This window comes from Monashia sp. HAY1-2A, assembly GCF_056755315.1.
This window is the reverse complement of record NZ_JBNDHY010000013.1, coordinates 13521-36565: the sequence shown is the minus strand read 5'-3', so window position 1 is coordinate 36565 and position 23045 is coordinate 13521. Positions and strand designations below refer to the sequence as shown.

General features: G+C 73.7%; 18 protein-coding genes and 1 tRNA gene. 15 read left to right on the top strand and 4 right to left on the bottom strand.

Annotated features, from left to right (window positions below):
- Positions 1–2: 2 nt before the first annotated feature.
- Complete coding sequence (gene ppc, locus ACPYOM_RS03485; protein WP_481344895.1) at positions 3–2840, bottom strand: phosphoenolpyruvate carboxylase; 2838 nt, start codon at positions 2838–2840, stop codon at positions 3–5.
- Positions 2841–2975: 135 nt separating this feature from the next.
- Between ppc and rsmI the strand changes: the two genes are divergently transcribed.
- Positions 2976–3806 (top strand): 16S rRNA (cytidine(1402)-2'-O)-methyltransferase, encoded by an 831-nt coding sequence (gene rsmI, locus ACPYOM_RS03480; protein WP_481344894.1) that lies wholly within the window; start codon positions 2976–2978, stop codon positions 3804–3806.
- Positions 3807–3986: 180 nt separating this feature from the next.
- Positions 3987–4415 carry an OsmC family protein gene (locus tag ACPYOM_RS03475; RefSeq protein WP_481343484.1) on the top strand — a complete coding sequence of 143 codons (429 nt, stop codon included), beginning with the start codon at positions 3987–3989 and terminating at the stop codon, positions 4413–4415.
- 98 nt (positions 4416–4513) lie between these two features.
- Here the strand turns inward: ACPYOM_RS03475 and ACPYOM_RS03470 are convergent, their stop codons facing one another.
- On the bottom strand, positions 4514–4945 hold the full coding sequence (locus tag ACPYOM_RS03470) for an SRPBCC family protein (RefSeq protein WP_481343485.1): 432 nt from the start codon (positions 4943–4945) through the stop codon (positions 4514–4516).
- An 89-nt stretch (positions 4946–5034) separates the two neighbouring features.
- Here ACPYOM_RS03470 and metG point away from each other — a divergent pair, with 89 nt between their 5' ends.
- The 7 genes from metG to ACPYOM_RS03435 all read left to right on the top strand — a co-directional run bounded on the left by metG (position 5035) and on the right by ACPYOM_RS03435 (position 13622).
- Positions 5035–6936: a methionine--tRNA ligase gene (gene metG, locus ACPYOM_RS03465; RefSeq protein WP_481344893.1), complete on the top strand. Its 1902-nt coding sequence runs from the start codon at positions 5035–5037 to the stop codon at positions 6934–6936.
- Positions 6933–7841 carry a TatD family hydrolase gene (locus tag ACPYOM_RS03460; RefSeq protein ID WP_481343487.1) on the top strand — a complete coding sequence of 303 codons (909 nt, stop codon included), beginning with the start codon at positions 6933–6935 and terminating at the stop codon, positions 7839–7841. The genes metG and ACPYOM_RS03460 overlap by 4 nt, the downstream gene beginning before the upstream one ends.
- Before the next feature lie 185 nt (positions 7842–8026).
- On the top strand, positions 8027–9160 hold the full coding sequence (locus tag ACPYOM_RS03455; RefSeq protein WP_481343537.1) for a transglycosylase family protein: 1134 nt from the start codon (positions 8027–8029) through the stop codon (positions 9158–9160).
- 102 nt (positions 9161–9262) lie between these two features.
- Entirely contained in the window at positions 9263–10264 is a 1002-nt protein-coding gene (rsmA, locus tag ACPYOM_RS03450; protein WP_481344892.1) for a 16S rRNA (adenine(1518)-N(6)/adenine(1519)-N(6))-dimethyltransferase RsmA, read from the top strand.
- Between the two features lie 21 nt (positions 10265–10285).
- Positions 10286–11230 (top strand): 4-(cytidine 5'-diphospho)-2-C-methyl-D-erythritol kinase, encoded by a 945-nt coding sequence (locus tag ACPYOM_RS03445; RefSeq protein ID WP_481344891.1) that lies wholly within the window; start codon positions 10286–10288, stop codon positions 11228–11230.
- A 56-nt stretch (positions 11231–11286) separates the two neighbouring features.
- The gene (locus ACPYOM_RS03440) at positions 11287–13188 is read left to right on the top strand and encodes an ABC-F family ATP-binding cassette domain-containing protein (protein ID WP_481344890.1); all 1902 of its coding nucleotides are present in this window, start codon (positions 11287–11289) and stop codon (positions 13186–13188) included.
- A 56-nt stretch (positions 13189–13244) separates the two neighbouring features.
- The gene (locus ACPYOM_RS03435) at positions 13245–13622 is read left to right on the top strand and encodes a VOC family protein (RefSeq protein WP_481343541.1); all 378 of its coding nucleotides are present in this window, start codon (positions 13245–13247) and stop codon (positions 13620–13622) included.
- A gap of 38 nt (positions 13623–13660) precedes the next feature.
- Here the strand turns inward: ACPYOM_RS03435 and ACPYOM_RS03430 are convergent, their stop codons facing one another.
- Positions 13661–14200 carry a MarR family winged helix-turn-helix transcriptional regulator gene (locus ACPYOM_RS03430; protein ID WP_481343542.1) on the bottom strand — a complete coding sequence of 180 codons (540 nt, stop codon included), beginning with the start codon at positions 14198–14200 and terminating at the stop codon, positions 13661–13663.
- A gap of 55 nt (positions 14201–14255) precedes the next feature.
- On the opposite strand from ACPYOM_RS03430, the gene ACPYOM_RS03425 reads away from it, so the two are divergent.
- Positions 14256–15128, top strand: a complete 873-nt coding sequence (locus ACPYOM_RS03425) for a methyltransferase domain-containing protein (RefSeq protein ID WP_481344889.1) — start codon at positions 14256–14258, stop codon at positions 15126–15128.
- A gap of 356 nt (positions 15129–15484) precedes the next feature.
- Complete coding sequence (locus ACPYOM_RS03420) at positions 15485–17353, top strand: sigma-70 family RNA polymerase sigma factor (RefSeq protein WP_481344888.1); 1869 nt, start codon at positions 15485–15487, stop codon at positions 17351–17353.
- Positions 17354–17398: 45 nt separating this feature from the next.
- On the opposite strand, the gene ACPYOM_RS03415 is transcribed toward ACPYOM_RS03420, so the two are convergent.
- Positions 17399–18004, bottom strand: coding sequence for a TetR/AcrR family transcriptional regulator (locus tag ACPYOM_RS03415; RefSeq protein ID WP_481342728.1), 606 nt, complete (start codon positions 18002–18004; stop codon positions 17399–17401).
- Positions 18005–18293: 289 nt separating this feature from the next.
- On the opposite strand from ACPYOM_RS03415, the gene ACPYOM_RS03410 reads away from it, so the two are divergent.
- From ACPYOM_RS03410 to ACPYOM_RS03395, 4 genes are all read left to right on the top strand, one after another.
- The gene (locus tag ACPYOM_RS03410; protein WP_481344887.1) at positions 18294–20156 is read left to right on the top strand and encodes a sigma-70 family RNA polymerase sigma factor; all 1863 of its coding nucleotides are present in this window, start codon (positions 18294–18296) and stop codon (positions 20154–20156) included.
- A 113-nt stretch (positions 20157–20269) separates the two neighbouring features.
- Positions 20270–20348, top strand: a tRNA-Gln gene (locus ACPYOM_RS03405).
- A gap of 208 nt (positions 20349–20556) precedes the next feature.
- The gene (gene glmU / locus ACPYOM_RS03400) at positions 20557–22065 is read left to right on the top strand and encodes a bifunctional UDP-N-acetylglucosamine diphosphorylase/glucosamine-1-phosphate N-acetyltransferase GlmU (protein ID WP_481344886.1); all 1509 of its coding nucleotides are present in this window, start codon (positions 20557–20559) and stop codon (positions 22063–22065) included.
- Positions 22062–23042, top strand: coding sequence for a ribose-phosphate diphosphokinase (locus tag ACPYOM_RS03395; RefSeq protein ID WP_481342718.1), 981 nt, complete (start codon positions 22062–22064; stop codon positions 23040–23042). Before glmU ends, ACPYOM_RS03395 begins: the two co-directional genes overlap by 4 nt.
- Positions 23043–23045: the final 3 nt, after the last annotated feature.

The window sequence follows — 23045 nt, the reverse complement described above, 5'->3', positions numbered from 1 at the left end:
CGTCAGCCGGTGTTGCGCAGGCCGGCCGCGATGCCGTTGATGGTCAGCAGCAGCGCCCGCTGGACGTCGTCGTCGGGCTCGGCGTCGTCGGGCACGGCACGCGACCGCGCGAGCAGCGAGGTCTGCAGGGCGTGCAGGGGAGCGAGGTAGCTGTCCCGCAGCTGCAGGGTCCGCCGCAGCACGGGCGCCGACTCGAGCAGCTCCTTCTGGCCCGTGACCCGCAGCACCTCCTCGACCGTCCGGGCGTGCTCGGCGCGGATCGTGTCGAAGATGCCGGCGACGTCCTCGGGCACGAGCGCCCGCACGTACCCGGCGGCGATGTCGAGGTCGGTCTTGGCCAGCGTCATCTGGACGTTGGACAGGAAGGTGCGGAAGAAGGCCCACGAGCCGTACATCTCGCGCAGCGTGCTCTCGCGGCCGTCCTCCCGGGCGGCGGCGAGCCCGGAGCCGACGCCGAACCAGCCGGGCAGGATGATCCGCGACTGGGTCCAGCCGAAGACCCACGGGATGGCGCGCAGGTCATCGAGGCCGCCGGCGCCACCGGGACGCTTCGAGGGGCGCGAGCCGATGTTCATCTTGCCGAGCTCGTCGACGGGCGTCGCGGAGACGAAGAACGGGACGAGTCCGGGGTCGCGCACGAGCGCGCGGTAGGCGTCCTGGCCCCGACCGGCCACGACGTCCATCGTGCCGTTCCAGCCGTCGAGGACGTCCCGCGGCAGGAGGGACCGCCGGTGCAGGGCCGACGCCTCGAGCACCGCGGCGAGGGCCACCTCGAGGTTGAACCGGGCCAGGCCCGGCAGCGTGTACTTGTCGCTGATGACCTCGCCCTGCTCGGTGATCTTGATCGGCCCGTCGAGGCTGCCGTAGGGCTGGGAGAGGATGGCCTCGCCCGTGGGGCCGCCGCCGCGTCCGACCGAGCCGCCGCGGCCGTGGAAGAGCCGCAGCACGACGCCGTGCCGACGCGCGACGTCGCGCAGGGCGCGCTGCGCGCGGTGGATCTGCCACTGCGACGCGGCGATTCCCGCGTCCTTCGACGAGTCGGAGTAGCCGAGCATGATCTCCTGCACGTCGCCACGCGCCGCGACGACGCGGCGGTAGGACGCGTCGGACAGGAGCGCGTCGAGGAGGGGGCCCGCGGCCTCGAGCTCGGCGACCGTCTCGAACAGGGGCGCGAAGCCGATCCGGGCCGTCGCCGCCGTCGTCTCGCTTCCCGTGTCGACGAGTCCGGCCTCGCGGGCCAGGACGACGACGGCGAAGAGGTCGTCGACGTCGTGGGTCATCGACACGATGTAGGTCTCGATGCACTCCTCGCCGTACGTGTCGAGCGCGCGGCCGATCGCGGCCATGAGGGACAGCGAGGCCGTCGCCGCCTCACCGAGGTCGTGCGTGCCGGCGCCGGTGAGCGGGCGGCGCGAGGCCATCTCCCGCGACAGCACCTTGATGCGGCCCGCGTGGTCGAGCTCGCCGTACGGGGTGTCGAGCTCGTCGAGGCGGTCGTACAGCTCGGCGAGCGCGGCGTGGTGCTTGTCGCTGTGCTCGCGCACGTCGAGGGTCGCCAGGCCGGTGCCGGTGGCGACCGCCGCGCGGATGAGCCGCAGGATCGCGCCGTCGGCGGTCAGGGTGTCACCGCCCGCGACCATCGACTCGCGGATGAGGACGAGGTCGGCGAGCAGCTCGTCGAAGGTCGCGTAGTCGCGGCCGGGCTCGTGCGGCGTGCCGTGTGCGAGGCGGTCCCGGGTCCGCAGCAGGCGGACCCGCACGAAGCTCAGCTTGAGCCGGTACGGCTCCTCGGCGTTGAGCCGTCGGACCGACTCGTAGGTCACCGGCAGCGCCGTGGCGTCGCGCTCGAGGCTCTCACGCAGGGCGTCGGTGACCGTGACGACACGGGTCGACGAGGACAGCTCGTGGAGCATGTGGTCGAGCTTGTCGACGAGCTCCTCGAGGCCCACGTCGTGCTGCAGGCCGATGACCTCCAGCGTCACCTCGGGCGTCACGTTGGGGTTGCCGTCGCGGTCACCGCCCGCCCAGGCGCCGAAGCGCAGCGGACGCGCGGACGCGGGCAGCTCGACGCCGATGCCGGCGAGGGTGCGGTCGAGCTCGCCGAGGAGGTCCGGCACGACCTGGGCGGCGAGGAAGCGCAGCGTGTGCATCGCGGTGCGCGCCTCGTCGGTGGGCTCGGGCCGCACGATGCGCAGCTCGTCGGTCTGCCACAGCATGTCGACGAGCTCGGCGAGGCGGCGCTCGGTGCGCGCACTCTCGGTGGCCGGGCGGCGCGGGTCCTCGAGCTCGGTGACGGTGGCCGCGATGCGCCGTAGGAGGTTCAGGACGGTGCGCCGGGTGGCCTCCGTGGGGTGGGCCGTGAAGACCGGCCGGTACTCGAGCCGGGCGAGGACGTCGTCGAGCTGCTCGCGCTCCAGGCTGCCGGACTCGAGCGCCTCCCCGATGCGCCGCACCGTCGCGGCGAGCGGTCCCTCGTCGACGGCGCTCAGCTCCTGCCACCGGTGCAGCTGCTCGGTGACGTTGACGAGCTGGAAGTAACCGGTGAAGGCCCGGGCGAGCACGACGGCGGTCGGTGCGTCGACCCCCTCGAGGAGCGCACGCAGCTCGTCGTCCTGGGGCTGGCGGGCCAGACCACGGACCTTCTCGACGAGCTCGAGCAGCTCGGGTCCCTCGTGCCGCGTGAGCGCCTCGCCGAGGAGCGTCCCGAGCTGGCGCACCGACGCCCGGAGGGCAGCGTGCTGCTGCGCGGAGGAGACGCCACCGGCAAACGTCGCGACGTTCGGCTCGCGCCGGTCGGCCTCGAGGAGCTGCTCGGTGGTGGCCCGGTCCTGGGTGCTCATGCGTCAGTGGTACCGCGTCGAGGTTTCCGGATGGTTACCGGTCCACGATGGGGGACGGAATCTGGACACCTGGGTCGCCGTCCGTCCGGCCCGCCGTCCCCGGTGGCCGGGCGGTGGCCCTGCGAGGATGACGCCATGAGCACCGGCACCCTCGTCCTCGCGGCCACCCCCATCGGCGACCCGCGCGACGCCGCGCCCCGGCTCGGGGCCGAGCTCGCCGAGGCGGACGTCGTGGCCGCCGAGGACACGAGGCGGCTGCGGCGGCTGCTGACCGAGCTCGACGTCACCCCGCGCGGCGCGGTCCTCAGCTACCACGAGCACAACGAGGCGAGCCGGACGCCCGAGCTCGTCGAACGGCTCGTCGCGGGCGAGCGCGTCGTCGTCGTCACGGACGCGGGCATGCCCTCCGTCAGCGACCCGGGCTACCGCCTCGTCGCCGCGTCCGTCGAGGCGGGGGTGCGCGTCACGTGCGTGCCCGGGCCGAGCGCCGTCCTCATGGCGCTCGCCGTGTCGGGCCTGCCCGTCGACCGGTTCTGCTTCGACGGGTTCCTCCCGCGCAAGCCGGGCGAGCGGGCCCGCGCCCTCGCCGAGGTGGCCGAGGAACGCCGGACGCTCGTCTTCTTCGAGGCGCCGCACCGCCTCGCCGACACCCTCGCCGCGATGGGCGACGCGTTCGGGGCGGACCGTCGGGCCGCGGTGTGCCGCGAGCTGACGAAGACGTACGAGGAGGTCCGACGCGGCACCCTCGCCGAGCTCGTCGAATGGGCACAGGCGGGGGTCAAGGGCGAGATCACCGTCGTCGTGGCGGGGGCGGATCGACGCCTCGCCTCGGTGGACGACGCCGTCGAGCAGGTCCGCCGACGCGTCGGGCAGGGGGAGCGGCTCAAGGACGCCGCCGGCGTCGTGGCCGCCGAAACCGGCCTGTCGAAGAAGGTGCTCTACGACGCGGCGGTGTCCCGGGGCTGAGGCATGCCGGCCACGACCGCGGCTCCCGGCGTCCCGTCGTACGGGTCGGCGGGTCGGGCTGGTAGGTCTTGAAGGGTGGACGCCCTGGGGTCAGGGTGGAACACGGCCGGGACGCGGCGCGTTGCGCCGGCGGGTGCTGCGACCGGCGCCGCATCCAGACACACGAGGCAAGGAGCAGGGATGGCTACGATCCGCAACGCGTCCGCGCACTGGGAGGGCTCGCTCATGGAGGGGTCCGGACAGGTCACCTTCGAGTCGTCGAACCTCGGCACCCACGAGGTCACGTGGGCCTCGCGCGCCGAGCAGCCCGGCGGGCGCACGAGCCCGGAGGAGCTCATCGCGGCGGCACACTCGACCTGCTACTCCATGGCGCTGTCGAACGGGCTCGCCAAGGCCGGGACGCCGCCGGAGAGCATCGACACCAAGGCCGCCGTCACCTTCCAGCCCGGCACCGGCATCACCGGCATCGAGCTGTCCGTCACGGCCAAGGTTCCCGGCCTGACGGCCGAGCAGTTCGAGGAGGCCGCCCAGGCCGCCAAGGAGGGGTGCCCGGTCAGCCAGGCGCTCAAGGCGGTGCCGATCAGCCTCGAGGTGAACTTCACCGAGTGACCCGTCGGCCACGGCCGACCAGGGCGACGACACAGCCGTGCCGGCGTCACCCCTGCCGGGTGGCGCCGGTTCGGCTGTGTCCCAAGGGTCTCGGCCCGTCAGCCTCGTTCGGCGACGGCCTTGAGCCCCTCGAGCATCGACTGCCAGTTCTGCGAGAACTGCTCGGCCTGCGCGGCCGACTCGTTGCCGTCCTGCTCGAGCGACACGGTCGTCGGTCCCTCGCCCGCGCCGTCGAGGGTGTAGGTCACCGTGTGGTAGTTCTCCGGGACGTCGTCCTGGCCCATGAGCGGGCTGTAGTGGGTCACCGACAGGCGTCGGGGCTCGTCGACCTCGAGCACCTCGCCCCTGTCCTCGTAGGCCCGACCCTCGATCTCACCCGCCCAGGTGATGGGTCCGCCCACCGACCAGTCCGTCGTCAGCGTCGTCCCGGCCATCCACTGCGTGACCCGCTCGGGGTCGGTCAGGGTCTGCCACGTCCGCTCGGGTGACGCGTCGACCGTCACCTGTGCCGTCGCCACATGTCCAGTCATGCCTCCGTCATACCCGCCCGGCCGCGTCGGCGCTTGAAGGATTCCGACACCGGCGCGACCCCATCCGGCGGGTGCCTAGGATTCACCGCATGAGTCATGTCCTGTCAGCCGTCGCCTGGCCGTACACCAACGGCCCGCGCCACATCGGCCACGTGGCCGGTTTCGGCGTGCCCTCCGACGTCTTCAGCAGGTACATGCGGATGGCGGGGCACGAGGTGCTCATGGTCTCCGGCACCGACGAGCACGGCACGCCGATCCTCGTCCTGGCCGAGGAGGAGGGCCTGACGCCGCAGGAGCTCGTCGACAAGTACAACGCGGTCATCGCCCAGGACCTCACGGACCTCGGCCTGTCCTACGACCTCTTCACCCGCACGACGACGCGCAACCACTACGCCGTCGTGCAGGAGCTGTTCCGGCAGGTGCACGCCAACGGCTACATGATCGAGCAGACGACGAAGGGGGCGATCAGCCCTTCGACGGGTCGCACGCTGCCCGACCGCTACATCGAGGGCACCTGCCCGATCTGCGGGTTCCCCGACGCGCGCGGCGACCAGTGCGACAACTGCGGCAACCAGCTCGACGCCGACGAGCTCATCGACCCGCGCAGCAAGATCAACGGTGAGACGCCCGAGTTCGTCGAGACGCAGCACTTCTTCCTCGACCTCCCGGCGCTCGCCGACGCGCTCGGGCAGTGGCTCGACGGCCGGGAGGCGTCGGGCACGTGGCGCCCGAACGTCATCAAGTTCAGCAAGAACCTTCTCAAGGACGTCCGGCCGCGTGCCATGACCCGCGACATCGACTGGGGCATCCCGGTGCCGCTGCCGGGGTGGCAGGACAACCCGAACAAGCGCCTCTACGTCTGGTTCGACGCCGTCATCGGCTACCTCTCGGCCTCGATCGAGTGGGCGCGTCGTCTGGGCCCCGGCCGCGAGGACCGCTGGCGCGAGTGGTGGAACGACCCCGAGGCCGTGTCCTACTACTTCCAGGGCAAGGACAACATCACCTTCCACAGCCAGATCTGGCCGGCCGAGCTGCTCGCCTACGCGGGCCACGGTGACAAGGGCGGCGTGCCCGGGCCGTACGGCCAGCTCGACCTGCCGACCGAGGTCGTCGCGTCCGAGTTCATGACGCTCGAGGGCAGGCAGTTCTCGACGAGCCGCAAGCACGTCATCTACGTGCAGGACATCGTCGCCCGGTACGGGCCGGACCCGATCCGGTACTTCATCTGCGCGGCCGGGCCCGAGAACCAGGACGCCGACTTCAGCTGGGCCGAGTTCGTCCAGCGCAACAACAGCGAGCTCGTCGCCGGCTGGGGCAACCTCGTCAACCGCACCGCCGCGATGGTCGCCAAGAGCTTCGGCCAGATCCCGGAGCCCGGCCCGCTCGAGCCCGTCGACGAGGAGCTGCTCGCCACCGTGCGCGGTGCCTTCGAGACCGTCGGGGGCTCCCTCGAGCGGCACCGGCAGAAGGCGGCGCTCGCGGAGGTCATGCGCGTCGTCGGCGAGGCCAACGCGTACGTCTCGAGGACGGAGCCGTTCAAGCTCAAGGGCGATGACCAGCGCGAGCGGCTCGGCACGGTGCTGCACACGCTGACCCAGGCCGTCTCGGACATCAACACGCTCATCGCGCCGTTCCTCCCGCACGCCGCGAACCGGGTCCACGCGGTGCTCGGCGGCGAGGGTGAGCTCATGCCGATGCCTCGCCTCGAGATGGTGCGCGACCTCGACGACGACAGCCGCTGCTACCCCGTCATCACCGGCGACTACTCCGCGACCCCGCGGTGGGAGTCGAGGCCGGTCGTGCCGGGAACGCCGATCGCGAAGCCGACCGGCGTCTTCACCAAGCTCGACGCCGAGGCCGTGATCGAGGCCGAGCGCGGTCGCCTCGGCGACGCGTCCACCGATTCCGACGAGCCCGCCGAGTCAGTCGAGTCCGGCGAGTCCGGCGAGTCCGGCGCGGAGCCGGACGCCGACGAGGCCGCGGGCGCATGAGCCCGCACTCGTCGGGACACCACGGTCTGCCGGACCGGCCCGACCCGCTGCCGATCGACGTCGTCGACAACCACGTCCACCTCGACATCACGCGCGAGGGCGACGCTCCCTTCGACGTCGCCGAGGCGGTCGCCTGGGCCAGGTCGGTCGGTGTGACCCGGATGGTGCAGGTGGGCTGCGACCTCGAGGGCATCGCCTTCACCGTCGACGCCATCGACCGCTTCCCCGAGCTGGTCGGCGGGATCGCCTTGCACCCCAACGAGGTTCCGCGTCTCGCGGCGGCCGGTCGGCTCGAGGAGGCCTATGCACAGGTCGAGCGGCACGCCGCCCACGAGCGCGTCCGCGCCATCGGCGAGACCGGGCTCGACTACTTCCGCACCGGCCCCGAGGGCATCCCGGTGCAGCAGGACGGGTTCCGCTGGCACATCGACCTGGCCAAGCGGCTCGGCAAGGCCCTGCAGATCCACGACCGCGACGCCCACGACGACGTCCTGCGCATCCTCGACGAGGAGGGCGCGCCCGAGCGCACCGTGCTGCACTGCTTCTCCGGCGACCTCACGATGGCGCTGCGGTGCGTCGAGCGCGGCTACTACCTGTCCTTCGCCGGCACCGTCACGTTCAAGAACGCCCGGGGGCTGCGCGACGCCCTCGCCGCGACCCCCCTGGACCACCTCCTCGTCGAGACCGACGCGCCCTATCTCGCACCGAGCCCGCACCGGGGCGCGACGAACGCGTCCTACCTCGTCCCGGTGACCCTGCGGGCCATGGCCGGGGTGCTCAACGTCGACGTGCCGTCGCTGTGCCGGGCGGTGTCGGAGAACAGCGAGCGGGTATACGGCTCATGGCGTCCGGCCGGGACAGCGGGCGCGGCCGAGGCTGCGTCCGGACCCGGACGAACCGCCTAGCGCAGGCCCTGTCGGCCCGCCCGTCGACAGGCCGCGTCGTTACCGAAACTTGACCTGACGGCCGGTCGTCGGTCACTGTGGACGACTGTTGGCCGGCTGCAGCCCCGCATCGACCTCGTCCCGACGCCGCGACGAGGGCTGTTCGAGAGCGCGTTGCACCCGGGACGTTCGACGTTCGGAGTGTTTTGGTTTCGCGCAATCTCAAGGTCCTCGCCCTCGCCGGCGCGGCCGTCGTGCTCACCAGTGGCGCGGTCGGCGCAGCGCAGCTCGACAAGGCCGTGACCCTCTCGGTCGACGGCAAGACCACCGCAGCCCACGTGTTCGGCAGCACCGTCGGTGACCTCCTCGACTCCGAGGGCATCACCACCAAGCCCGGCGACGTCGTCGTCCCGGCTGCCGACAGCCCGCTCAGCGACGGCGAGACGGTGACCGTCCGGTACAGCCGCCTGCTGACCCTGACCATCGACGGCAAGCAGCGCCAGATCCGCACGACCGAGACCACGGTCGACGGAGCCCTGCTCGCCCTCGGCCTGCGCAGCGACGGTGCCCGCATCTCGGTGTCCCGCTCGCAGACCATCGGCCGTCAGGGCCTGTCCCTGACGATCGTGACCCCCAAGCCGGTCACCGTCGTCGCCGACGGCCGCACGACGACCAAGACCGTCGCCGCCGCCACCGTCGGCGAGGCCCTCAAGCAGCTCGGCGTCCACCTCGGCTCGACCGACCGGGTCACACCGGCTGCGACGACGCCGCTCACCGCCGGTACGACGATCCGCGTCCAGCGCGTCCAGCAGAAGTCGGCCACCGTCACCGAGACCATCGCCCACGGCACGACCAGGCGCAGCTCCTCGGACCTGTACACCGGCCAGACCAAGGTGCTGCGTGCCGGGAGCGACGGCACCCGCGTCGTCACGGTGCAGCGCACCGTCGTCGACGGCAAGGTCGTCGCCACCAAGCGCCTGTCCGCCAAGGTGACCAAGGCCCCGGTCGACCGCGTCGTCCTCGTCGGGACCAAGGCGCGGCCCACCACCTCGAGCACCTCGAGCACCTCGAGCGGCTCGACGGGTGGCTCCGGGGCCGCGATCAACCTGGCCCGCGCGTCGATGTGGGACTCGATCGCCCAGTGCGAGTCGAGCGGCAACTGGCACATCAACACCGGCAACGGCTACTACGGCGGTCTGCAGTTCCTGACCTCCACGTGGCTCGCCTACGGGGGCGACGACTTCGCCTCGCGCGCCGACCTCGCCTCGCGCGAGGAGCAGATCACGGTGGCCAACCGCGTCTACGCCGACAACGGCACGTCGCAGTGGAGCTGCGGCTGAGCCCACGGGCCGGCCGCGGCACCCGCGCACACGCCCGCTCGACCCCCTCGGGTCGGGCGGGCGTCGCCGTCCGGTGGCCGGGGTGGGCCATAGGGTGAGGCCATGGCGAAGAAGGACGCGACCGGGGCGGCCCAGGTCGACGACTCGGCGCTGCTCGGCCCGGCCCAGGTGCGGCAGCTCGCCGAGCGCCTCGAGGTCCGCCCGACCAAGCAGTGGGGCCAGAACTTCGTCGTCGACCCGAACACCGTGCGCAAGATCGTGCGCGTGGCGGGCGTCGGCCCCGACGACGTGGTCGTCGAGGTCGGTCCGGGGCTCGGTTCGCTGACCCTCGCGCTGCTGCCCGTCGTCCGGCAGGTCACCGCGGTCGAGGTCGACCCGCGCCTCGCCGGCGCCCTGGAGGACACCGTGGCGCGTCTCCAGCCGCAGCACGCCGACCGGTTGCGCCTCGTCGCCGCCGACGCCCTCACCGTGACGAAGCTCCCGAAGCCGCAGCCGACCGCGCTCGTGGCCAACCTGCCGTACAACATCTCCGTCCCGGTGGTGCTGTCCTTCCTCCAGCACTTCCCGAGCCTCGAGCGCGTCCTCGTCATGGTCCAGCTCGAGGTCGCCGAGCGGCTCGCGGCCAGGCCGGGCAGCAAGATCTACGGGGTCCCGAGCCTCAAGGCCGCGTGGTACGCGGACGTCGAGCTGGCCGGACGCGTCGGACGAACGGTCTTCTGGCCGGCCCCCAACGTCGACTCCGGGCTCGTGTCGCTGCGCCGACGCACGCCCCCGGTGACGACGGCCACGCGGGAGGAGGTCTTCCGCTGCATCGACGCCGCCTTCCTCCAGCGGCGCAAGGCCCTGCGCGGCGCGCTCGCCTCGTGGGCCGGCTCGCCGGCGCTGGCGGAGGAGGCGCTCCGGGCGGCCGGCGTCGACCCTCGGGCGCGCGGGGAGCAGCTCGACATCGAGACGTTCGCCCGTATCGCCGCGGCGCGGCCACAGGCCGGCTCGCCGTCGCCCTCGACGTCTCGGTCGACATCTCCCTCGCGGTCGCCGAAGGGTCGGGGGTCAAAGAAGAGCCGGTCGCACGAGTCCTCGACGCCGCCGGCCACGGACGACTGACCGGACCCATAGGGTGGGCGCATGACTGTCGCTCCGACCCTGCCGGGCGCGGTGACCGTGCGGGTCCCGGGCAAGGTCAACCTCGAGCTGCGCGTCGGCCCCTGCCGGGCCGACGGCTACCACTCGCTCGCGACCGTCTACCAGGCCGTCTCCCTGCACGACGAGGTGTCGGTGGCTCGCTGGGACGACTGGCAGGTCGTGCCCGCCGGCACGTACTCGGACCGCATCCCGACCGACGGCGACAACCTCGCCGTCCGCGCCGCCCGACTCGTCGCCGAGCGGTGGTCGGTCGACGAGTCCCTCTCGATCCGCATCGACAAGGACATCCCGGTGGCGGGCGGCATGGCGGGCGGCTCGGCGGACGCCGCCGCCACCCTCCTCGCCTGCGACCACCTGTGGGGCCTCGGCCTCGACCGTGACGAGCTCACCGAGCTCGCGTCCCTGCTCGGCAGCGACGTCCCGTTCCCGCTCGTGGGCGGCAACGCCATGGGGTCCGGGCGTGGCGAGCAGCTCGCACCGGTCCTGGCCCGCGGCACGTTCCACTGGGTCTTCGCCATCAGCGACACCGGCCTGTCGACGCCGCAGGTCTACGCCGAGTGCGACCGGCTGCGCGAGCGCGACGGCGTGCACGTCCCCGAGCCGCGGGTCAGCCCCGGCCTCATGGCGGCGTTGCGCTCCGGCGACCCCGCGGCGCTCGGGGCCGCGCTGCACAACGACCTCGAGCCGGCCGCGTTCTCGCTGCGCCCCCAGCTGCGCGAGCTGCGCGACGCGGGCGTCGAGTTCGGGGCGCTCGGCGGCGTCGTGTCGGGGTCGGGCCCGACCGTCGCGTTCCTCACCGAGAGCCACGAGGCCGCGCTCGACCTGTCGGTCTCACTGGCTGCCTCCGACCTGTGCCGCGACCTGCGTCGCGCCAGGGGCCCGGTCCACGGCGCCCAGGTCGTCACGAGCCCCCGCCCCGCCGACTGACCGCCGGCCGGCCCACGTTCGCGGGGGCTCGTCGCGAGCGCATAGGGTCTGCTCCGATGGCCAACCTCGTCTCCCTCGAACGCGTCTCCCTCGTCTTCGGCACGACCCACGTCCTCGACGACGTCAGCATCGGTGTCCTCACCGGCGACCGCATCGGCATCGTCGGCGTCAACGGCGGTGGCAAGTCGACGCTGCTGCGCGTCATGGCGGGTCTGCAGGAGCCGGACTCGGGCCGCATCAGCAAGCAGGGCGGCCAGGGCGGCATCCGCGTCGGCATGCTGAGCCAGGACGACGCGCTGGAACCGGCGTGGACGGTCCGGGAGGCCGTCCTCGGCGACCGGCCGGAGCACGTCTGGGCAGGTGACCCCCGCATCCGCGACGTGCTCACCGGGCTACTGGGTGGCATCGGTGCCGAGGCCATGGGCGGTCTCGACAGCCGCGTCGGCCCCAAGTCCGGCGGGGAGCGGCGGCGGCTGGCCCTGGCGCGCCTCCTCGTCGAGGACCCCGAGCTGCTCCTGCTCGACGAGCCGACCAACCACCTCGACGTCGAGGGCGTCGCCTGGCTCGCCGACCACCTGGCCCACCGTCGACCGCGCCCGGGCAACGCGACCGTCGCGATCACCCACGACCGCTGGTTCCTCGACGCGTACGCGACGGTGACGTGGGAGGTCGAGTCCGGTGGCGTCAGCTCGTTCGAGGGCGGCTACGCGGCCTACGTCCTCGCCAAGGCCGAACGGGACCGCCTCGCCGGCGTCGTGGCCGACCGGCGCGCCAACCTCATGCGCAAGGAGCTGGCCTGGCTGCGCCGCGGCGCGCCGGCCCGCACGAGCAAGCCGAAGTTCCGCATCGAGGCCGCCAACGCCCTCATCGCCGGCGAGCCGGAGCCCCGCAACAGCGTCGAGCTGGCGTCGTTCGCCACGCGTCGCCTCGGCAAGGACGTCATCGACCTCGAGGACGCGACCCTGACGGTCGGCGAGCCGCCGTATGCACGGACCCTGCTCGACCGCGTCACGTGGCGCCTGGCGCCGGGGGAGCGGGTCGGCATCGTCGGTGTCAACGGCGCCGGCAAGTCGACCCTCCTGCGCGCCCTGACCGGCGAGGTCCCGCTGACTGCCGGTCGGCGCCGGGTCGGCAAGACCGTCGCGATCGCGCACCTGACCCAGGAGGTGCGCGAGCTCGAGCGGTTCGAGCAGTGGCGGGTCATCGAGGCCGTCGAGGACGTGCGCCAGTACACGATGCACGGGGGCAAGGAGGTGAGCGCGGGCCAGCTGGCGACGCGGCTCGGGTTCCCGGGTGGCCGGCAGCAGACGCGCGTCGGCGACCTGTCGGGTGGCGAGCGGCGACGCCTCCAGCTGACGCGGCTGCTGCTCACCGAGCCGAACGTCCTCGTCCTCGACGAGCCGACGAACGACCTCGACATCGAGACCCTCACCTCGCTCGAGGACGTCCTCGACGGGTGGGCCGGCACGCTCGTCGTCGTCTCGCACGACCGGTACCTGCTCGAGCGGGTCTGCGACCACCAGCTGGCCCTGCTCGGTGACGGGCGCGTCCGCGACCTGCCCGGTGGCGTCGACCAGTACCTCGAGCTGCGCGCCGCCGCTGCGTCGCAGGCGGCGACGGGCGGGGGGCCGGCGTCGTCGTCCGGCGCGGCCGGGGCGGCGTCCCGGGGAGCGGCCCCGTCCGGCGCGGCCGGTGCCACCGCCGCAGCGGCGCCGGCGAGCGGGGCGGTCACGACCGCGAGCCCCGGCGAGGTCCGCGAGGCGCGCAAGACGATGGCGCGCGTCGAGAAGCAGCTGTCGCGCCTGGCCGACCGCGAGGAGCGGATCCACGGCGAGATGGCCCAGCAGGCGACCGACCCCGCCGCCCTCGCCGACCTCAACGCCCGCCTCCAGGAGCTCGTCGCCGAGCGCGAGGGGCTCGAGCTCGAGTGGCTCGAGGCCGCCGAGGTCGTCGGCTGAGGGGCGGTCCCGGCGGAGGGTTGCCAAGTATCTTGATGTCAAGATACTTTCGAGGCATGGAGATGACCCTGCACCACGTCCAGGTCTCCGGTCCCGCCGGCTGCGAGGATGCGATGCGCGACTTCTACGCCGGGGTCCTCGGTCTGACCGAGCTGCCCAAGCCCGAGAGGCTGCGCGCCCGCGGCGGTGCCTGGTTCCGGGCGGGTGGCGAGCCCGGCGCGGCGGAGGTGCATGTCGGCATCGAGGAGCCCTTCGCCCCCGCCCGCAAGGCGCACCCCGGGATCGCGGTGGCCGACGTCGACGCGCTCGCGGCCGCGCTCGCCGCGGCCGGTGCCCCGGTCGTCTGGGACGACGCCATCCCCGGCCTGCGCCGCTTCCACACCAGCGACCCCGTCGGCAACCGCCTCGAGTTCCAGCAGCGGACCGACGCGTGAGCCGGCCGGCGTCCGGCGTCCCGGTGCGGCGCCCCCTGTCAGCCCGTGGGGTCGGTCGGGCGTGCCTCGAGCGGGGCGAGCATCCGGCGCAGCAGCGCGGCGAGGTCGCGGCGCTCGGCCGGGCCGAGCTCGGACAGGAGCGACTTCTCCTGCTCGATGAGGTCGGCCATCGCCGAGTCGACGACATCGCGCCCGGCGGGCGTCAGCCGCACGAGCACGCCGCGGCGGTCGCCCGGGTCGGGGCGCCGCTCGACGAAGCCGCTGCGCTCGAGCCGGTCGACGCGGTTGGTCATCGTGCCCGAGGTCACCAGCGTCTGGTGCACCAACGCCCCGGGCGAGAGCTGGTAGGGCTCCCCGGCACGACGCAGCGCCGACAGCACGTCGAAGGCCCAGCCCTCCAGCAGGTGCTCGGAGAAGGCTCGCCCCCGCGCGAGATCGAGGCGGCGGGCGAGCCGGGACACCCGCGAGAGGACCTCCAGCGGCGACACGTCGAGGTCGGGCCGCTCTCGGCGCCAGGCCGCGACGATCTCGTCGACGTCGTCGCCGCCGACGCGGGCCGGGCTGCGGTCCTGGCTCATGCCGTCAGCGTAGTGGCCATCAAGACTCTTGACATCGAAAGAAAGTGAGGTCGCCGTGTCCGACGCCACACCTCCGACTCCCAGCGACCAGGTTCCGGACGGCTCCGCCTGGGACCCCGGCCAGTACGGGCTCTTCGCCGACCATCGCGGCCGGCCGTTCGCCGACCTCCTCGCCCGGGTCGACGCCCCGAACCCGCGGCTCGTCGTCGACCTCGGCTGCGGCCCGGGCGAGCTGACGCTCGGGCTGGCGCGGCGCTGGCCCGAGGCTCGCGTCATCGGCGTCGACTCCTCGCCCCAGATGCTCGAACGGGCCCGGGCCCTCGACACCGGCGGCCGTGTCGAGTGGGTGGAGGCGACGGCCGAGGACTGGGACGCCACCGGGTGCGGCGGCCCCGTCGACGTCCTCGTCACCAACGCGACGCTCCAGTGGGTCCCGACCCACCTGCGGCTGATCCCGCGCTGGCTCGACGCGCTGACGCCCGGGGGCACCTTCGCCATGCAGGTGCCGGCCAACTTCGACGCCCCGTCGCACCGGCTCATGCGCGAGGTGGCCGCCCGCCATCCGCGCGCCGACGACCTGCGCCCCGGCCTCGACCGGGCCGCTGCCGTCGCCCTGCCGGGCACGTACGCGGCGCTCCTGCTCGACCGCACCCCGGACGTCGACGTGTGGCAGACGACGTACGAGCACGTCCTCGACGCGCCCACAGCAGGGCCGCACCCGGTGCTCGAGTGGGTCCGGGGCACCGGCCTGCGCCCGGTCCTCGGAGTGCTCGAGGACGCCGCGGAGCGCGAGGCCTTCGAGCAGGAGTATGCGCGCGAGCTCGAGGCGGCCTACCCGCGTCGGCCGTTCGGGGTGCTCTTCCCCTTCACCCGGACCTTCGCCGTCGCCCGCACCCGCCGGCCCGACGGGCAGGCCCCGGCACGGTAAGGCGCCGACCACGACCTGCCCAAGGCCTTGCCAACACGTCCCATGGGCCCTGCTGCTACCGACGGGTCGAGGTCAGTTTCTGGCATTTGCCCACATTTGCACCGAAGATGACGTGAAATAGGAAGTGGCACGTCTCACGGTTGACGGCACCGCACGGAGCGTCCCGCTCGGTCAGGGGAGGGAGCGGCTCCGCGCCGGCACCCGTGGTGTCGCCAGGTTTCGTCCTTCCGCGATGGTTTCGTGGAGGGGACCATCCGGAAGGGCGAAACCTGCCAACGCTCCCGCGGTGCGAGTCGACGCGCGCGGCAGGCCGGGGCAGACTGTCCAGCACCGGAAAGTGGCTGGAAGGGCTCGAGGTGTCGGCTGACCTGACCATGTGGTCGAGCGAGGCGTGGTCCTCCGCTGCCGACGTGCAGCTGCTCGCCCGTAGTCGCGAGGGGTCGGCCGAGGCGTTCGGCGAGCTGTGGCGCCGTCACCTGCCCGCGGCCTATGCCGTCGCGCGTCGCTACCGGGGGCGCACCAGCCCCGACGACGTCGTGGCCGAGGCCGCCGCCCGCGTCTTCTCCCTCATCCGCGACGGTCGCGGGCCGGAGGAGCACTTCCGTGCCTACTTCCTGTCGGCGGTGCGCACCGTCGCCCTCGACGCCGGCAGCCGTGACCTGCGGCTCGTGCCGACCGAGGAGGAGGACCTCGACGCGCTCGCCGAGCCCGTCGACCAGCCCGAGCCCGACCTCGGCGACGACGAGACCGTCGCCCTCGTGCGCGAGGCGTTCCGGTCCCTGCCCGAGAAGGACCAGCGGGTGCTGTGGCACACGACCGTCGAGGGCGCCGCACCGCGGGTCGTCGCGCCGAGCCTGGGCATGACGGCGAACGCCGTCAGCGTCCGCGCCATGCGCGCCCGCGAGAACCTGCGCGCCCTCTACCTCGACGCCCGCGCCGAGCGGGGCCTGTCCGAGGCGGACACGGACGAGTGCCGGTGGACCATCACCCACCTCGGCGCCCTCGTGCGCGGTCGGCTCCCCAAGCGGCAGACCGAGCGCGCCCGGGCCCACGTCGCCTCGTGCTCGCACGCCGCCCGCATCGCCGCCGACCTGCGCGTCATCCACGACGGCTTCCCGGCGCTGCTCGTCCCCCTGGTCCTCGCCGCCGGGGTCTCGACCCCGGGCTTCGTCACCGCGGGTGGTCTGGGTCTGGTCGGCGGCGCCGCAGGAGCCGCGGGTGCGGGTGCAGCGGGGGTCGTCGGTGGAGGCGGCGCCGCTGGCGGGGTTGCGGGCGCGGGTGCGCCGCCAGGGTCGTCGGTCGCCGCCGCAGGAGCCTCGGGTGCCTCGGGCGTCGGCCGTCTCGGCTCGGGTGCCGACGCCCTGGCGCAGGTGGCCAGCCGCGTCGCGAGTGTCGTGGCAGGCGTCGCCGTCACGGCTGGGGCCACCGGCCTGCTCGGTGCCCCGGCCTCCACGACGCTTCCCGCCGGCGCGTCGCCCCGACCGTCCGTGTCCGCCTCGCCGAGCCCAGGGACGCCGTCCGTCCCCGGCGCCCCGGGAACAGCGGCGAACGCGGGGGCTGCGGGGGTCGCCACGGCGGTCCCGTCGGTGGCCGCACGCGTGGCCCGGGGTCTCACCGGCACCCCGGCACCGCCGGCACCGGGCGGCGCGGCGACGCCGACGCCCGGTGGCGTGGGCGCCGGCAGCACGGACCAGACCGGCGTGACCGTCGCACCGGGGCCGAGTGACGCGGCCGGCTCTGCCGGCTCGACCGGTTCGGGCGGTTCGGGCGGCGACACACCGGCCACGCGCCCCCCTGCCTCGTCGACGCCGCCGGCCGTCTCGAGCCCGCCCGCCCCGCCGCCGACGACGCCTCCCGCGCCGCCCACGACGCCACCGAGCCCGCCGCCGACGACCGATCCGTCGCCCCAGCCCTCGAGCCCGCCGACGATGACGGTCAAGGTCATCGCGACGGGCGACCCGAGCAGGTTCACGCTCTCGGTCCGCACCACCGTCGAGGGACGGCTGCGCATCTCCGTCGCCAACGCCTCCGGAGCCGGGTCGCTGGTGGCGAGCAACAGTGCCTGGACGTGCTCGAACACGTCCGCCTCGCGGGTCACCTGCTCGGGGTCGGCCAGTGCCGGACGCATGCAGCTGACCCAGGGCGGCCTCGGGGGGCTCGGTCCCGTCCTCGTGACCGTCACCGACGGCGCCGGCGACACCTATCGCCGGACCTTCTTCGGCTGACACGCCGGCACGGGGCCCGGAGTGTGCCGGCACGCGCGCCGGGGGTCAGCGACGCCGCAGCGTCACGAGGCGCGGTCTCCGATCGAGCCCGGACAGCCCGTTCCAGGCGAGGTTGACCAGGTGCGCGGCCACCTGGTCCTTCTTGAACTTGCGCTGGTCGAGCCACCACTGGCCGGTGAGGGCCACCATGCCGACGAGCATCTGCGCGTGGATCGGCGCGGACTTCGGGTCGAGCCCGCGGGCCTTGAACTCGGCGGCGAGCAGGTGCTCGACCCGCGTGGCGACGTCGCCGAGGACGCTGGCGAACGAGCCGGTCGACTGGCCGGGTGGGGAGTCCCGGACGAGGATCCGGAACCCGTCGGGGTCGCTCTCGACGTAGTCGAGCAGGGCGAGCGTCGCCCGCTCGAGGAGCATCCGGGCGCCGTCGCCCCCGTCGAGCGCGCGCGTGATGCCGCCGAGCAGGGCCTGGATCTCACGGTCGACGACGACGGCGTACAGGCCCTCCTTGCCGCCGAAGTGCTCGTAGACGACGGGCTTGGACACGTTCGCCTTGGCCGCAACCTCCTCGACCGTGGTCGCTTCGAAGCCCTTCTCGGCGAAGAGCCTCCGACCGACGGCGACGAGCTGCTCGCGCCGCTCGGGCCCGGTCATCCGGGCGCGGGTGCGCGGCCGCTCCCCGCGCGCGGCGCGCCGGGGCCCTTCAGCACTGGCTGCCCTCGCTGCCCTGTCTGGGCTGTCCGGCCGGTCGGCGGTCACGCCGTCATGGTGCCACCCGCCGACCCGGCGCGGGCCCGACCGGCCGTCGGCGCGTCGGCTCGGGCATCCCGGGACGCGCGCTCCCGGCAGGGACGCGCGCATCATGTCCGCATTGCACAAACCACGCACGCGACGCCGGGCCATGTCGCACACTTGGGCTCTCTCCACACCCGAAAGGAACCCGGTGTCTGCGAACGCCATCGGTGCGACACCCGACTCCGTCCTGCTCACCGACCTCACGGATGCGGATCTGCTGCACCGCGTCAGGCACGGGGACGACGACGCGTTCGTCGTCCTCTGGCGGCGGCACCTGCCGGCCGCGCACGCCGTCGCGACCCGCTTCCGTGGCCGCGTCGCCCCGGAGGACCTCGTCGCCGAGGCGTCCGCGCGGATGCTGCGGCTGCTGCGCGAGGGCGCCGGACCGCGCGAGAACTTCCGCGCCTACTTCACCTCGACGGTGCGCACCGTGGGGGTCGACGCCGTCCGCCGCGACCTCAGCGTCCTGCCCACCGACGGCGCCGAGCTCGACGGCGTACCCGACGTGGCACCGGCCACGGGCGCAGATGACGTGCTCGGCAGCGACCTCGTCCGCGAGGCGTTCGCGCGCCTGCCCGAGCCTGAGCGCCGTCTGCTGTGGATGACGCTGGTCGACGGGGACGCGCCCCGGGCGGTCGCGCCGCGGCTCGGGGTGTCGGCGAACCTCGTCAGCGTCCGCGTCATGCGCGCCAAGGAGGCGCTGCGGGGCCACTACCTCGATGTCTGGGTGCAGCAGCGCAGCAGCGGGTGCGCGACCCCCGAGTGCCGCTGGACCCTCGACCACCTCTCCGCCCACGTGCGCGGGCGCACGACGCCGCGGCGGCGCGCCAAGGTCGAGGCCCACCTCGCCTCGTGCCCCCAGGACGCCGCCCTCGCCGACCACCTCCGACGCATCAGCACCGGCTTCGCGGGCCTCGTCATCCCGCTCCTCGTCGCCGGCGCCAGCCAGGCCCTCGGATCGGGGGCCGGCCATGGTGCTGCGGGCCTGCTCACGACCGGCGGCGCCGGGGCGGGCGCCGGCCTGACCGGAGTGTCAGGCGGTGGCGCCTCTGCGACGGCGAGCGGCACGGCCGTGACCACCGCGTCGGCGACGGCAACCGGAGCGAGCGCCGCCTCGTCCGCTGCCTCGACCGCTGCCTCGACCGCTGCCTCGACCGCTGCCTCGACCGCCGCCTCGACCGCCGCCTCGACCGCTGCCGTCACGGGCTCGTCCGCGGGCGTCGTCTCCTCCGGTGCGGTGGCGTCGGCTGCCGTCTCCGGGGGGTCGGGTCTCGCGGCCTCGGGTGCTGCGTCGGGTGTCGCCGCGTCAAGTGCTGCGGCCTCCGGCGTCGTGTCCGGCGCGCTCGTCTCGGGTGCTGCCACAGCGGGCGCCTTCGTCCCCGTCGCCGTCGCGGCGGGTGGCGCGACGATCGGGGGCCTGACGATCTCGCCACCGGTCGCCACCGCCGTCGCCGGCCTCGTCATCGGCCTCGGCGTCGCCCCGGCCGTCGTCCTCACCCACGGCAAGCCCGCCGTCGTCCAGCAGCTGCCCTCGCCCGCGTCGACGTCGGCGCGTCCCGGCGGGCTCGGCCCCACAACGCTGCCCGACCTGGGCTCAGCGGTCGGGGGAGCGGTCGCGGGAGCGGTCGGGGTCGTCGCCGGGCCGCTCGTCAGCCCGTCGGCGGTGGCTCTCGACGCCGCGACGGCCGTCGCGCCCATGGACCCCGCGAGCACGCCCTCGTCGCCGACGGCGACCGCTGCCGTCCCGGAGACCGGTTCGCCGGCCCCGACCTCCTCCCCGACGCACCCTGCCGACGGCCTCGAGACCCCGGCGGTGCCGTCGCCCACCGCGCCCACCGCGCTCACCGCGCCCACCGCGCCCCCGACGTCGACCCCGACCGCCGACGGCGCGGGCGACGCTGCGACGGCGCCCTCGAACGGCTCCACGGCTGCCCCGTCGGGTGGCCTCGCGGGAGCCCCGGCGTCCGACGGCCCGGGCGAGGCGGCGCCGGGAGGCCCTTCCGGTCCCTAGCAGCCATCGGTGCGCCGGCCCCGGCAGACCGCGGCCGACGCTGTCGACCCGGGCGACCTGGGCGACGGGCGGGACGCCTCGCTGCACTACCCTGTCCCCGTCCTCGTGGACGTTCCCCGGTTGGTCTGTCGGCAGGGCCCGCCTGACTTTGAATCAGGACTAGCGACGTAGGTTCGACTCCTACCCGGGGAGCGCGGTCGGCAGGGGGCCGAGCCGAGGGCGCCCGGCCGCGCCAGGCCCTGTGAGCGGCGTCACGCGTCGCCCACGGACGCGCGGGAGCCCTCCCGGCCCCACGAGTAGAGTGGCCGCGGCGCACCCCCGGTGCCACCGCGTGGGCACGCGCTCCACGGCCGGTCCGGGGCTGCAAGGCACCGCACCCGACGACAAGGAGCTGCGCCCCGTGAGCGATCCGCGGCCGACCGCCGTGATCGTCCTCGCCGCCGGCGAGGGCACACGCATGAAGTCCACGACCCCCAAGGTCCTCCACACGATCGGTGGCCGCAGCCTCGTGGCCCACGCGGTCCGCGCGGCCCGGGGGACTCGGCCGGAGCACCTCGCCGTCGTCGTCCGGCACGAGCGCGACCGCGTCGCCGAGCACGTGGCCCTCGTGGACCCCGACGCCGTCATCGTCGACCAGGACGAGGTCAAGGGCACCGGCCGGGCGGTCGAGTGCGCGCTCGAGGTGCTGCCACCGGGTCTGTCCGGCACCGTCGTCGTCACGTACGGGGACGTCCCGCTGCTGACGACCGAGACGCTCGAGGGACTGGTCGCGGCGCACGCTGCCGGCGGCAGCGCCGTCACCGTTATCACCTCGACCCTGGCCGACCCCACCGGGTACGGCCGCGTCCTGCGCGACGCCGACGGCCGGGTCGAGGCCATCGTCGAGCAGAAGGACGCCACGCCCGAGCAGCGCTCGATCCGCGAGGTCAACAGCGGCCTCTACGCGTTCGACGCGCTCGTGCTGCGCCAGGCGCTGGCCGAGGTGGGCACCGACAACGCGCAGGGCGAGAAGTACCTGACCGACGTCGTCGCCATCGCCCGGTCACGCGGTCTGGGCGTCGACGCCCACCTCGTCGACGACCTCTGGCAGACCGAGGGCGTCAACGACAAGGTGCAGCTGGCCCGGCTCGGCGCCGAGCTCAACCGCCGAATCGTCGAGCAGGCCATGCGCGACGGCGCCATCGTCATCGACCCGGCCACGACGTGGATCGACGCCGACGCCACCGTCGGCGCGGACACCGTGGTGCACCCGAACACCCAGCTGCTCGGGGCGACGAGCGTCGGCCGCGACTGCGTCGTCGGCCCCGACACGACCCTCAAGGACACCGAGGTCGGAGACGGCGCGAGCGTCGTGCGCACCCAGGCCGAGCTGGCCCGGATCGGGCCGGCTGCCACGGTCGGCCCCTTCTCGTTCCTGCGCCCCGGCACGGTCCTCGGCCGCGCTGGCAAGATCGGCGGCTTCGTCGAGACGAAGAACGCCCGGATCGGCGACGGCGCCAAGGTGCCGCACCTGACCTACTGCGGCGACGCGACCATCGGAGAGGGCGCGAACATCGGCGCGGGCACGATCTTCGCCAACTACGACGGCGTGACCAAGGGGCACACGAACGTCGGCCGCTGGAGCTTCGTCGGCAGCAACTCGGTCATCGTCGCGCCGCGCACCATCGGCGACGGGGCGTACGTCGCGGCGGGCTCCGCCGTGGTCAGCGACGTCGCCCCGGGGCAGCTGGCGGTGACCCGGGCCCAGCAGCGCAACATCGACGGCTGGGTGGCGCGCCGCCGGGCCGGCACGAAGACCGACGCGGCGGCACGGACCGCTGTGGAGGCCGAGGCGGCACTGGCCGGCGAGGCAGGAGCCGTGGTCGACAACGACCGGCTCGGGAGCGACGAGAAGGACGCGCACGCATGAGCGGCATCAACAAGACGACCGAGAAGCACCTCATGCTCTTCTCCGGTCGCGCCCACCCGCAGCTGGCCCAGGAGGTCGCCAAGGAGCTCGGCACCGACCTCGTGCCGACGAGCGCCTACGACTTCGCCAACGGCGAGATCTACGTGCGCTACGAGGAGTCGGTGCGGGGTTCGGACGCCTTCGTCATCCAGAGCCACACCTCGCCGATCAACGAGTGGATCATGGAGCAGCTCATCATGATCGACGCGCTCAAGCGTGCCTCGGCCAAGCGGATCACCGTCGTGCTGCCCTTCTACGGCTATGCCCGCCAGGACAAGAAGCACCGCGGTCGCGAGCCCATCTCGGCCCGCCTCATGGCCGACCTGTTCAAGACCGCCGGCGCGAACCGGCTCATGGCCATCGACCTGCACACGGCGCAGATCCAGGGCTTCTTCGACGGCCCCGTCGACCACCTCATGGCCCTGCCGATCCTGTCGGACTACGTCGCGGAGAAGTACGGCCACCTCGACCTCGCCGTCGTCTCGCCGGACGCCGGCCGCATCAAGGTGGCCGAGGACTGGTCGACGCGCCTCGGCGGCGCGCCGCTGGCCTTCATCCACAAGACGCGCGACATCAACCGGCCCAACGAGGTCGTCGCCAACCGCGTCGTCGGTGAGATCAAGGGCCGCGTCTGCATCCTCGTCGACGACATGATCGACACCGCCGGCACCATCACCAAGGCGGCCGACGCCCTCATCGAGGAAGGCGCCCAGCAGGTCGTCATCGCCGCGACCCACGCCATCCTGTCCGGACCGGCCGTCGACCGGCTCAAGGCGTGCAAGGTCGACGAGGTCGTCGTCACGAACACGCTGCCGATCCCCGACGACCGGCGCTTCGACAAGCTGTCCGTGCTGTCCATCGCGCCGCTGGTGTCGATGGCGATCAGGGAGGTCTTCGAGGACGGCTCGGTGACGAGCCTCTTCGACGGCAAGGCCTGACGA

Bases quoted from the DNA above. Each gene is read 5' to 3' on its own strand.
- ppc (WP_481344895.1), bottom strand. From the start codon at position 2,840: ATGAGCACCCAGGACCGGGCCACCACCGAGCAGCTCCTCGAGGCCGAC.
- rsmI (WP_481344894.1), top strand. From the start codon at position 2,976: ATGAGCACCGGCACCCTCGTCCTCGCGGCCACCCCCATCGGCGACCCG.
- ACPYOM_RS03475 (WP_481343484.1), top strand. From the start codon at position 3,987: ATGGCTACGATCCGCAACGCGTCCGCGCACTGGGAGGGCTCGCTCATG.
- ACPYOM_RS03470 (WP_481343485.1), bottom strand. From the start codon at position 4,945: ATGACTGGACATGTGGCGACGGCACAGGTGACGGTCGACGCGTCACCC.
- metG (WP_481344893.1), top strand. From the start codon at position 5,035: ATGAGTCATGTCCTGTCAGCCGTCGCCTGGCCGTACACCAACGGCCCG.
- ACPYOM_RS03460 (WP_481343487.1), top strand. From the start codon at position 6,933: ATGAGCCCGCACTCGTCGGGACACCACGGTCTGCCGGACCGGCCCGAC.
- rsmA (WP_481344892.1), top strand. From the start codon at position 9,263: ATGGCGAAGAAGGACGCGACCGGGGCGGCCCAGGTCGACGACTCGGCG.
- ACPYOM_RS03445 (WP_481344891.1), top strand. From the start codon at position 10,286: ATGACTGTCGCTCCGACCCTGCCGGGCGCGGTGACCGTGCGGGTCCCG.
- ACPYOM_RS03440 (WP_481344890.1), top strand. From the start codon at position 11,287: ATGGCCAACCTCGTCTCCCTCGAACGCGTCTCCCTCGTCTTCGGCACG.
- ACPYOM_RS03435 (WP_481343541.1), top strand. From the start codon at position 13,245: ATGGAGATGACCCTGCACCACGTCCAGGTCTCCGGTCCCGCCGGCTGC.
- ACPYOM_RS03430 (WP_481343542.1), bottom strand. From the start codon at position 14,200: ATGAGCCAGGACCGCAGCCCGGCCCGCGTCGGCGGCGACGACGTCGAC.
- ACPYOM_RS03415 (WP_481342728.1), bottom strand. From the start codon at position 18,004: ATGACCGGGCCCGAGCGGCGCGAGCAGCTCGTCGCCGTCGGTCGGAGG.
- ACPYOM_RS03395 (WP_481342718.1), top strand. From the start codon at position 22,062: ATGAGCGGCATCAACAAGACGACCGAGAAGCACCTCATGCTCTTCTCC.